Origin of the sequence: Flavobacterium sp., assembly GCF_036405015.1 — a bacterium.
Lineage (GTDB): Bacteria > Bacteroidota > Bacteroidia > Flavobacteriales > Flavobacteriaceae > Flavobacterium.
In genome coordinates this window covers 1-10,099 of sequence record NZ_DASWYK010000122.1, presented here as the reverse complement: position 1 = coordinate 10,099, position 10,099 = coordinate 1, and the positions used below count along the sequence as shown (strand labels likewise).

General features: G+C 30.8%; 9 protein-coding genes and 1 pseudogene. 6 read left to right on the top strand and 4 right to left on the bottom strand.

Annotation, left to right across the window (positions count from 1 at the left end):
- Nucleotides 1–374 (top strand): annotated as a pseudogene (locus VGE71_RS09580) (FUSC family protein); the annotation flags it as partial.
- A 38-nt stretch (nucleotides 375–412) separates the two neighbouring features.
- Here the strand turns inward: VGE71_RS09580 and VGE71_RS09575 are convergent.
- Complete coding sequence (locus tag VGE71_RS09575) at nucleotides 413–1,906, bottom strand: malate:quinone oxidoreductase (protein WP_331138126.1); 1,494 nt, start codon at nucleotides 1,904–1,906, stop codon at nucleotides 413–415.
- Between the two features lie 126 nt (nucleotides 1,907–2,032).
- A complete protein-coding gene (ruvX, locus tag VGE71_RS09570) occupies nucleotides 2,033–2,446 on the bottom strand; it encodes a Holliday junction resolvase RuvX (protein WP_331138125.1) in 414 nt (137 codons plus the stop codon).
- Between the two features lie 187 nt (nucleotides 2,447–2,633).
- Between ruvX and VGE71_RS09565 the strand changes: the two genes are divergently transcribed.
- Nucleotides 2,634–4,505 carry an LTA synthase family protein gene (locus VGE71_RS09565; protein WP_331138124.1) on the top strand — a complete coding sequence of 624 codons (1,872 nt, stop codon included), beginning with the start codon at nucleotides 2,634–2,636 and terminating at the stop codon, nucleotides 4,503–4,505.
- A 69-nt stretch (nucleotides 4,506–4,574) separates the two neighbouring features.
- Here VGE71_RS09565 and VGE71_RS09560 read toward each other — a convergent pair whose 3' ends face one another.
- Nucleotides 4,575–5,204 (bottom strand): PAS domain-containing protein, encoded by a 630-nt coding sequence (locus VGE71_RS09560; protein ID WP_331138123.1) that lies wholly within the window; start codon nucleotides 5,202–5,204, stop codon nucleotides 4,575–4,577.
- A 264-nt stretch (nucleotides 5,205–5,468) separates the two neighbouring features.
- On the opposite strand from VGE71_RS09560, the gene VGE71_RS09555 reads away from it, so the two are divergent.
- On the top strand, nucleotides 5,469–6,284 hold the full coding sequence (locus tag VGE71_RS09555) for a 2,3,4,5-tetrahydropyridine-2,6-dicarboxylate N-succinyltransferase (protein WP_091491210.1): 816 nt from the start codon (nucleotides 5,469–5,471) through the stop codon (nucleotides 6,282–6,284).
- Nucleotides 6,285–6,539: 255 nt separating this feature from the next.
- On the top strand, nucleotides 6,540–7,514 hold the full coding sequence (locus VGE71_RS09550; protein ID WP_331138122.1) for a hypothetical protein: 975 nt from the start codon (nucleotides 6,540–6,542) through the stop codon (nucleotides 7,512–7,514).
- Here the strand turns inward: VGE71_RS09550 and VGE71_RS09545 are convergent.
- A complete protein-coding gene (locus VGE71_RS09545) occupies nucleotides 7,511–8,272 on the bottom strand; it encodes a glycosyltransferase family 2 protein (protein WP_331138121.1) in 762 nt (253 codons plus the stop codon). The two genes, VGE71_RS09550 and VGE71_RS09545, sit on opposite strands and share 4 nt — an antisense overlap.
- A 222-nt stretch (nucleotides 8,273–8,494) precedes the next feature.
- On the opposite strand from VGE71_RS09545, the gene VGE71_RS09540 reads away from it, so the two are divergent.
- Both VGE71_RS09540 and VGE71_RS09535 read left to right on the top strand, forming a co-directional pair.
- Nucleotides 8,495–9,559, top strand: coding sequence for a glycosyltransferase family 9 protein (locus VGE71_RS09540; RefSeq protein ID WP_331138120.1), 1,065 nt, complete (start codon nucleotides 8,495–8,497; stop codon nucleotides 9,557–9,559).
- Between the two features lie 10 nt (nucleotides 9,560–9,569).
- The coding region (locus tag VGE71_RS09535; RefSeq protein WP_331138119.1) for a glycosyltransferase family 2 protein at nucleotides 9,570–10,099 on the top strand (530 nt) is incomplete at its 3' end.

Below are 10,099 nucleotides of genomic sequence, written 5' to 3'. Positions count from 1 at the left end.
ATCATTCTTTATTATCGGCTTTAGCGTCGCTTTCAACTTATATACAGTCGCATCAAACTACGTCTGCATCGGAATCTTTCAATTATATTATTAAAACGATTTTGGCCAATTTAGACCATTCTATTGCCGTTTTAAGAAACGAAACCATTCTGACTGATACTTTTTTTGAAAAAGAAGATGTAACACTGCAATTTGAAGAATTAAAACGGAAAAACTTTTCCAGACTTGCTGCAGACGATGATTTAGACAAAGAAACCCGTCAGGCAAAAATGCAGGAAGCTTCAATGGTTATTGAGCAATTAATCTGGATGAGCAATCTTGCCGAAAAAATACTTAAAAACACAACTGATCTAAAAGCAACAAATCCAGATTAATTCATCTGGATTTGTTTTTTATTCTATATTCAAGAAGCTTATTTTATCTTCAAAACTTCTGCTGTGTGTTTTCTAATTTCTGCTAAAAGCTCTGGTTTATCATTCAGAGTTTGACCATAAGAAGGAATCATTGTTTTTAATTTCGCTTCCCATTCTGGTGTTTTAATTTGATTTGCGAAACATCTTCCAATCAAATCAACCATAATTCCAACAGCTGTAGAAGCTCCTGGAGAAGCACCTAATAAAACAGCTAAAGTTCCATCATGCGTATTGATTACTTCTGTACCAAATTCTAAAACTCCACCCTCTTTTTCGTCTTTTTTAATAACCTGAACACGCTGACCTGCTTTTTCTAATTTCCAGTCTTTAGAACGTGCAGTTGGTAAATATTCGCGTAAAGCCTTCATTCTGTCTTTTGGAGACTGACGAACCTGCTCAATCAAATATTTTGTCAAAGGAATATTATGGTATCCAGCAGCTAACATCGGAATTAAATTGTTGCGTTTAATTGACATTGGCAAATCAAGGTAAGAACCATTTTTTAAGAAACGAGTTGAAAACCCTGCAAACGGACCAAAAAGAAGTGCTTTTTCTCCATCAATTACACGAGTATCGATATGAGGAACAGACATTGGAGGAGCTCCAACACTTGCTTTTCCGTAAACTTTTGCCGCGTGTTTAGCAATTACCTCAGGATTTGTACATTTTAACCATTGTCCGCTTACCGGAAAACCTCCGTATCCATTTCCTTCTGGAACATTTGCTTTTTCTAACAAAGGCAAAGAACCTCCACCAGCACCAATAAATACAAATTTTGTATATGCTTTGCGTTTTTGTCCCGTAGATAAATCTGTAATTTTTATTCTCCAAGACTTATCTTCACGTTGTCTTAGTTTTTTAACTTCATGGTTAAAATACAAATTAACGCCATCTAATTTTTCTAAGTAACTGAACATACTTCTGGTTAAAGCACCAAAATTTACATCGGTACCAATTTCCATATGCGTTGCTGCCAATTTTTCATCAGCATTTCGACCTTCCATTACTAATGGCATCCATTTCTGCAACTGAGCAAAATCAGTACTGAAAGTCATTTCAGAAAAGATTGGATTTTTCTGAAGAGCTTCGAATCTCTTTTTTAAATAATCAACATTTTTATCTCCCCACACAAAACTCATATGAGGTACGCTTTTAATAAAATTATCTGGAGAAGGCACTTTGTTTTCTTGCACTAAGTAAGACCAAAACTGGCGCGAAATCTCAAATGATTCTGCTATACTTATTGCTTTTTTAGGATCGATACTGCCGTCTGCCTTTTCTGGAGTATAATTTAATTCACAAAAAGCAGAGTGTCCAGTTCCGGCATTGTTCCAAGCATCAGAGCTTTCTGCGGCGGCAACATCAAGTCTTTCGTAAATTTCAATTTTTATATCCGGTTGTAATTCTTTCAAAATTACTCCAAGAGTGGCACTCATTATTCCAGCGCCAATGAGTACTACATCACTATTTGAACGTATGGTTTCGTCAGGCATAACAGTATTTTTATTTAAAGTGCAAAGGTAATTTTTTAATTGCAAAAAAAAACTAATTTTTACAAGATAAAAGTTAGGATTTTCTAAAAACCTTTAAATTATAAACAATAAATAGGTCAAACAGTGTTATTTTTTTGAGGAAAGATAATCCTGAAGCATAATTGTAGCCGAAATTTCATCTATCAAACCTTTGTTCTGACGCTGTTTTTTATTTAATCCGCTGTCGATCATGGTTTGAAATGCCATTTTTGATGTAAAACGCTCATCTACTCGGATTACTTTCATATCTGGAAAAACATTCGAAAAATGCGTTGCAAAACCATTAATTACTGAAGCACTTTCTGATGGCTGTCCGTTCATCTGTTTAGGTTCTCCAATTAAAACGGCTTCTACCCTTTCTTTGGCAAAATAATCTTTTAAAAAATCAATTAAAGTATGAGTTGGAATTGTAGTTAAACCCGAAGCAATAATCTGCATTTCGTCTGTAACTGCTATTCCTGTACGTTTTTGTCCGTAATCTAAAGAGAGAATTCTTGGCATGATTTAATTTTTAACAAAAGTAAAAATTTTTAATGCTCCAATTCGATTTTAACACAAAACAAATGTCTTTTACTGGTATAAAAAAAACTTTTATCTCCATTCAAAGAAACATCCTAAAAATACTTTTGCGAAAAAATTCACAGGAATTTATTTTATCAAAATAAAAGTTCAACCTATCAGTCGCAAAGTGAGTAATTATAAAAAGAACTTAATTGTATTTCTAAAAAGATTCATTTTAATTATTGCAATCTATCAAATTTGCAGAATCCTATTTTACTTTATCAACCTTGAATCTTTTAACAATTTAAGCACAACAGTATTTGCAGGTGGTTTGCTTTTTGATCTTGCTGCAGTTTCATATATTAATATTCCTTTTTTAATCGCACATCTTGTCCCTGGTAATTTCAAATACAATAATAGGTATCAGAAGATTGTACTTTTGTTATTTTATATTGTAAATCTTGCTTTTATTGCAACCAATTTCATTGACATCATTTACTATCGTTTCACCGGGCGAAGAAGCACTTTTTCAATGATAACTGCAGACGGAATGGAGCATGACGCGATAAGACTCCTCCCTTCTTTTTTAACAGAATTCTGGTATATCGCACTTCTTTTCGTAACAACAGGTCTTATTTTATGGAAATTACTTCCTAAATCGAATAGAATAATTAAAATTAAAAAATTAACTAGAAGAGATTATCTACAAAAAATTTTCCTTATTGTCGTTTCAATTTGTGTAGTTCTTTTAATGATTCGTGGAGGAATACAAAAGAAGCCTATAAAGATTGTTGACGGAATGAAATATGGAAATTTAAACACTTCTGCTTTGGTGCTAAATACCCCTTTTACCATTCTAAAAACCGCATTCAAGAAAAAAGAACTAGAAAAAGTCAATTATTACAATGAAAAAGAATTGAAGTCAATCTTTAATCCAGTCTTATCATTAAATCCTAAAGGGCTTTCTAATAAAAAAAATGTAGTCATTATTATTTTGGAAAGCTTTGGCAACGAAAATATTCAATGTGGTCAAACCCCTTTTTTGGATTCATTACTTACCAAATCTCATTATTTTAAAAATGCATTTGCCAACGGAAAAGTATCTATTGACGCAGTTCCGTCGACAATCTCAAGTATCCCGAGCTTGATGAATAACTCATTTATCACTTCCGGATATGCATTAAATAAAACAAAAAGTCTTCCGCAGATATTGAAAAAAGAAGGTTATAAAACTTCTTTTTTTCATGGTGCTTTTAACGGAAGCCAAAATTTTGATCAATATTGTAAAGTTGCTGGTTTTGACGAATATTATGGAAAAGATGAATATACAGGAACTCCAGCATTTGATGGAAAATGGGGTGTTTTTGATGAAGAGTTTTTGTGTTTTTTTGCTTCTAAATTAACCACATTCAAACAACCATTTTTTAGTACTTTATTTACTATATCTTCTCATAATCCTTACATAATACCTGAAAAGTACAAAGGAAAGTTCCCAAAAGGAAACACAGAAATTCAAGAAAGTATAGCTTACACTGATTATTCGCTACGCAAGTTTTTCAAAACAATACAAAAAGAAAATTGGTACAAAAACACTCTTTTTGTCATAACGGCAGACCACACTTCTTCAAGCGGAACCAGAGCTATAGACAAAACAAACGTTGGGAAATTTAGAATTCCAATACTATTCTTCGACCCTTCTAATCAAGAGTTTAATGTTACTGATGAAAAAAATTTTCAGCAAATTGATATCGTGCCAAGCATTTTAGATTACTTAAACTTAAAAACCGAAATTGTTAGTTTTGGAAAAAGTTATACTTCCAAAGAAAACTTTGTAGTTTATTATCTTCAAGGAACATATCATTGCATTGTAGATAATTACTATCTTGTTTATAGTAACAATCAAACCATTGGTCTTTATGACTGGAAAAAAGATATTTATCTAAAAACCAACTTAATGAATATTGATAAGCCGAAAACAAAAGAATTAGAACGTTTCCTAAAAGCCTACATTCAATCCTTTAACAATAGAGTTATAGACAATCAATTAGTAGTAAATTAAAAAAATCCGCCTTGAAAAAATTCAAGACGGACTCTATCCAAATATTCAAACCTAAAAAATAACTCAAATTTATCTTCCAAACAGTCGACTAAAAAAACCTCTATGTTCTTCCTCTTCACCATCTTCTTCCTCTACATAATTAGCAAATTTAGACTGCGATTTCTCGTGTTCGAAAATCAACTCCTTAATATATTCCACATAACTTCTCTTCTTTTCTTCCAAAAATCCGATTAAGTATTTTTCACTAAATTCAACTCCGCTCGCTGCTTCAATTTGTAAAAGCTTCTTGTACAAAGGTTCAATATGCATTGCAATTACTTCTTGAGGAACAGATTGTCTTCTGGCGAAATAATTCACAATTACATCATTCTCGTCACGTGCAATTTCAAAATCGGTAATTACCCAATAGTATCTTCCAGATTTTGCCAGATTTTTGACAACAGCATGAAAGTTTTTTCCTTGCTTTAAATTTTCCCAAAGCACTTTAAAGATCACTTTTGGCATATCAGGGTGACGTATGATATTATGCGGCTGCCCCATTAATTCGTAATCTTCATAACCACAAACGTCTACAAATACCTCGTTGGCATATTCGATAATACCAAATGCATTTGTTTTACTCATAATAACCTGCGTTTTATCCCAAGTTACTTCTTTGTCTATTATGACTCTGTTCTGAAGTTGATTTTCTTGATTCATATTTTACTGCTTATATGATTAATGTATTGAATGGAATGTTTTTCAATGATGCGAAATTAGAGAGAAGAAAAAACAGAAAATCTGACTTTTGTCATATTTTGACATAAAAAAAACTTATAGAGGTAATACAAGTGAAAATTAGATTATTCAGAACTTTTACTATTTTACAAATAAGAAACAAAAAGTTAAACCTGTAACATTTTCGAGTCGTTTTGCTTTTTTGCATTTCTTCAAATACCTTATCTTTGCCAAAAATTTAAACATATGAATTCTTTACAAACTATAATCGAACAAGCTTGGGAAAACAGAGCTTTACTACAAGAAACTACAACAACAGATGCCATTAGAGAAGTAATCGAATTGGTAGACGCAGGAAAACTACGTGTTGCTGAACCAGTTGGTGACAAATGGCAAGTTAACGAATGGGTTAAGAAAGCGGTTGTAATGTATTTCCCAATTCAAAAAATGGAAACATGGGAATCTGGTATTTTCGAATATCACGATAAAATGTTACTTAAAAGAGATTATGCTGCAAAAGGAATTCGTGTTGTACCAAATGCTGTTGCTCGTTACGGTGCTTACATTTCAAGCGGTGTTATCTTAATGCCAAGTTATGTAAATATTGGCGCTTATGTTGACGAAGGAACTATGGTTGACACATGGGCAACTGTTGGAAGCTGTGCACAAATTGGTAAAAACGTTCACTTAAGTGGTGGTGTTGGTATTGGTGGTGTTCTTGAGCCATTGCAAGCTGCTCCTGTAATTATTGAGGATGGTGCTTTTATCGGATCTCGTTGTATCGTTGTTGAAGGTGTTCATGTTGGAAAAGAAGCAGTTCTTGGAGCAAACGTATGTTTAACAGCATCTACTAAAATTATTGATGTTACAGGTGATGAGCCAGTTGAAATGAAAGGATTTGTACCTGCTCGTTCTGTAGTTATTCCTGGAAGCTATACTAAAAAATTCGCTGCTGGAGAATATCAGGTTCCTTGTGCATTAATCATTGGTACTCGTAAACCATCTACAGATTTAAAAACTTCATTAAACAACGCACTTCGCGAATACGATGTTGCAGTTTAAGCTTTAAAAAGCTAAATAGTAAAAATCCAAATTCCAATTGATTATTATTGGAATTTGGATTTTTTTATTACTCCTTTTTTTCAACTATTATAAGTTTAATAAAATATGTTCTCTAAATTTAGAAGCTCACTACATACCTTAATACTACTTATTATAATTTAGAATTACACTTAATTATATTTATTTTCTTACAAAAAATTGTTTTCATAAATACTAAATGTTATTTTCGCAGTAAAAAGAAATAATATTCTTACAATGAAAATAACCATTATTAGCCATGACAATTGGGGCTACAATCATAATATTGTTACAGCTCTAGAAAAAAAAGGACATGTTGCAAATCATATAGATTTCAATACTTTTAAATATAAATACCCTAACTTTTGCTACCGAATTTATAATTTTTTCCTTAAAGCATTTTTTAAAAAGAATTTAAAAAACATTCATTTTGGCAAAGAAATAAATAATCGTTTAAAAGAATTAGGTGAAATTCAGGATATAATATTGACTATAAAAGGCGATTTTATAGATCCTGATAAAATTTTGGATTTTAAAAAATATACTAAAAAATCAATTGCCTTTTTTAATGATAATATTTATCGTTGCCCAAAAATAATTCCTACCATTTCAAATTTTGACGAAGTATATACATTTGAAAAAGAAGATGCTATTAAATACAACCTAAATTTTATAACTAATTTTATCTACTATGAGTCAAAATTAAATCCGTCACAAATTTATAAATATGACGTTTTTAATATAAGCTCAAAAGACAATAGATTTAAAACAATATGTAAAATTGCTGACGAGTTAAAAGCAAAAGAACTTTCGTTTAAAATTATAATTTATGATAAAAACAAGAAAAAGAAAGAATCGAATATTGAATTCATTTCAGAATACATTCAAATTGATCAAGTCAATGAATTTGTAAATGATTCTAAGTTTCTGTTAGATATTCATCGTAAAGAGCAGAATGGTTTGACTTTTAGAGTTTTTGAAAGTCTAGGTCTGCAAAAGAAATTAATTACGACAAATACTAATATTGTTAACTATGATTTTTACAACCCCAGAAACATTTTAGTTATTGATGAAAATAATTTAGATTTCGATACCGATTTTTTTAAATCTTCCTACGAACCGATTCCTGAAGATATTTACAGAAAATACACATTAGAAAATTGGATTGAAACAATTTTTAATTTAGAAAAACAAAAAGTAAAAGGTCATTAATGTAACTTATTATAATTCTTTTTTTGAAGCTTTAAAAGTTTCGCATACTTCATGTAAGAAAAGAATCCCTGAATCATTGCGATTGACAGTCCATCTAATCCGTTAAAAATCCCGCTTTTAAAAAAATAACAACGAATAAACGCCACCGTTCCGTTAAGAATAGGCTTAAAAGCATTAATTCTTTTTCCCTGATCAAATAACTGTTTCGCATGCCAGCCTGAATACTGATTTTTCTTGGCTATAATCTGATCAAACGAATCCCAACCATAATGCAAAATATGAACTGCAACCTTTTTCTCATTTTGTGTTATAATTTTCTGATGCACTTTGAAATCAGAAGGATGAGCCGTTTGCTTATTAAAAAAACGTACTTTATGATCTGGATACCAACCTGAAAAATCTATTAATTTATTTCCCAAAAAGTTTTTAACTCTAAAACTAAAAGCATCGTAATTTCCTTCTAAATATCTTTTTGCAAGAATAAATTCTTCGGCATCTTTATCTAAAAATTCATCTGCATCAAGATTTAAAATCCAATCATTTTGACAATAAGGCAAGCCAAATGTTCTTTGTGGTCCATCTCCTAAAAATGTTTGTTTAATCACTTTTGCTCCTTTTTTTTGAGCTATTTCAACCGTATTATCCTGGCTAAATGAGTCAACAATAATTACCTCTTCACAAACTTTTAATAAAGCATCTATACACTTTTCTATATTCTTTTCTTCATTAAAAGTAATCACCAAACCACTTATCTTCATCTACAACTTTTATTTAAATGCAAAAATACAGTTTTAACTTACTTTTCAAAATAAAAAAGAAATATAATCTTACAATTTATATTAAAGTAAGATTTAAGATGATCCTTTGAGTTGTAACTATAAATATTAATTAAAAATTAAAATTCAGTTCTAAAAAATGATTGAGATTTGATTTTTTTTGCTTCAATTTGCAAGATCTTATTTAAAATACCACTTTAATAAATGAAGATACTTGTAATCCAACAAAAAATGATTGGAGATGTTTTGGTAAGCAGTATTATTTGCAATAACCTCCGAACTGCCTACCCAAATGCACAGATAGATTATCTGGTTTATGCTTCTACAACACCAGTTTTAGAAGGAAATCCAAATATTAACAATGTTATTTTGTTTGAAGAAAAACATCGCAACAGCAAAAAAGAACTTCTAAAATTGGGACTGCAACTTCGAAAAGAAAATTACGACTTACTAATTGATGCTTATTCAAAATTAGAAAGCTGGATTTTGGTTTTATTAAGTAATGCCAAAAGAAAAATTTCATACAAAAAACCAGGAAGAACCTTTTTATATACTGATAATGTTCCGTTTGAACCTTTTCCTAAAACTAATTTAGGATTAGCAATTGAAAGAAGACTTTCGTTACTAGAACCACTGCATCTTAAAACAGCAATTGATCCTATTCCTAAATTGTTTGTTTCTGAAAAAGAAAATCAAGATGCTATGGCTTTATTTGAAAAACATCAAGTTAGAAAAGACCGAAAAACAATTATGATCAGTCTTTTGGGAAGCGAAAAGCTTAAAACCTACCCTTTAGAATTTATGGCAAAAGTGGTTGATTATGTTGCAGACAATGCTGATGTAAATATCCTTTTTAATTATTTTCCAAAACAATTAGAAGAAGCAAAAACGGTTTTTAATGCTTGTAAACCATCTACTCAAAATAAAATTTACTTTGATTTATTAGGAGGTGATTTAAGGTCGTTTATTGGTTTAGTAAACCAATGCGATGCTATTATCGGGAATGATGGTGGTGCAATAAATATGGCAAAAGCATTAGAAAAACCTTCTTTTATCATTTTTTCTCCATGGATTGAAAAGAAAATCTGGGCTACATTTGAAGACGGAATTCATCATCTTTCTGTACACCTAAAAGATTATCGTTCGGCTTTGTTTGAAAACAAAAACGAAAAAATGCTAAAAAAAGAATCTCTGGATTTGTATGAAAAATTTCTGCCTGAGTTTTTTGAAGATAAAATTAAATCATTCTTAAAGCAAAACAGTTTTTAATTAAGTCTCAATGGTTTCTTCAGAAAAACAGCTTTTAACAGCCTTAATCATTACAAATAATGAAGAGCAAAACATTCGTTCTGTTTTGGAAAATCTTTCATTTGCAAACGAAATTATCGTTGTAGATTCTTTTAGTTCTGACCAGACATTTGAGATTGCCTCTTCTTTTAAAAATGTTAGAGCTGTACAACACGTTTTTGAAAACTTTGCCGCGCAGCGCAATTTTGCCTTAAGTTTGACTTCAAATCCTTGGATCCTTTTTATAGACGCCGACGAACGATTGACTCCAGAACTTGAAAAAGAAATCGAAATTGTAATCAATCAAAACGATCATATTGCTGCCTATTTCATGTACCGCACTTTTATGTTTAAGACTAGAAAATTGAGTTTTAGCGGCTGGCAAACCGATAAGATTATTCGGTTATTTAAAAAAGAAAATGCGTTTTACAATCATGAAAAAATCGTTCATGAAAAACTAATTATAGACGGAGAAACCGGAAAACTAAAAAACAAGTTAATTCATTTTTCGTATTCTTCTTT

Excerpts from the sequence above, each read along its gene's own strand:
- VGE71_RS09550 (WP_331138122.1), top strand. The coding sequence starts at position 6,540 with ATGAAAATAACCATTATTAGCCATGACAATTGGGGCTACAATCATAAT.
- VGE71_RS09575 (WP_331138126.1), bottom strand. The coding sequence starts at position 1,906 with ATGCCTGACGAAACCATACGTTCAAATAGTGATGTAGTACTCATTGGC.
- VGE71_RS09545 (WP_331138121.1), bottom strand. The coding sequence starts at position 8,272 with ATGAAGATAAGTGGTTTGGTGATTACTTTTAATGAAGAAAAGAATATA.
- VGE71_RS09540 (WP_331138120.1), top strand. The coding sequence starts at position 8,495 with ATGAAGATACTTGTAATCCAACAAAAAATGATTGGAGATGTTTTGGTA.
- VGE71_RS09555 (WP_091491210.1), top strand. The coding sequence starts at position 5,469 with ATGAATTCTTTACAAACTATAATCGAACAAGCTTGGGAAAACAGAGCT.
- VGE71_RS09560 (WP_331138123.1), bottom strand. The coding sequence starts at position 5,204 with ATGAATCAAGAAAATCAACTTCAGAACAGAGTCATAATAGACAAAGAA.
- ruvX (WP_331138125.1), bottom strand. The coding sequence starts at position 2,446 with ATGCCAAGAATTCTCTCTTTAGATTACGGACAAAAACGTACAGGAATA.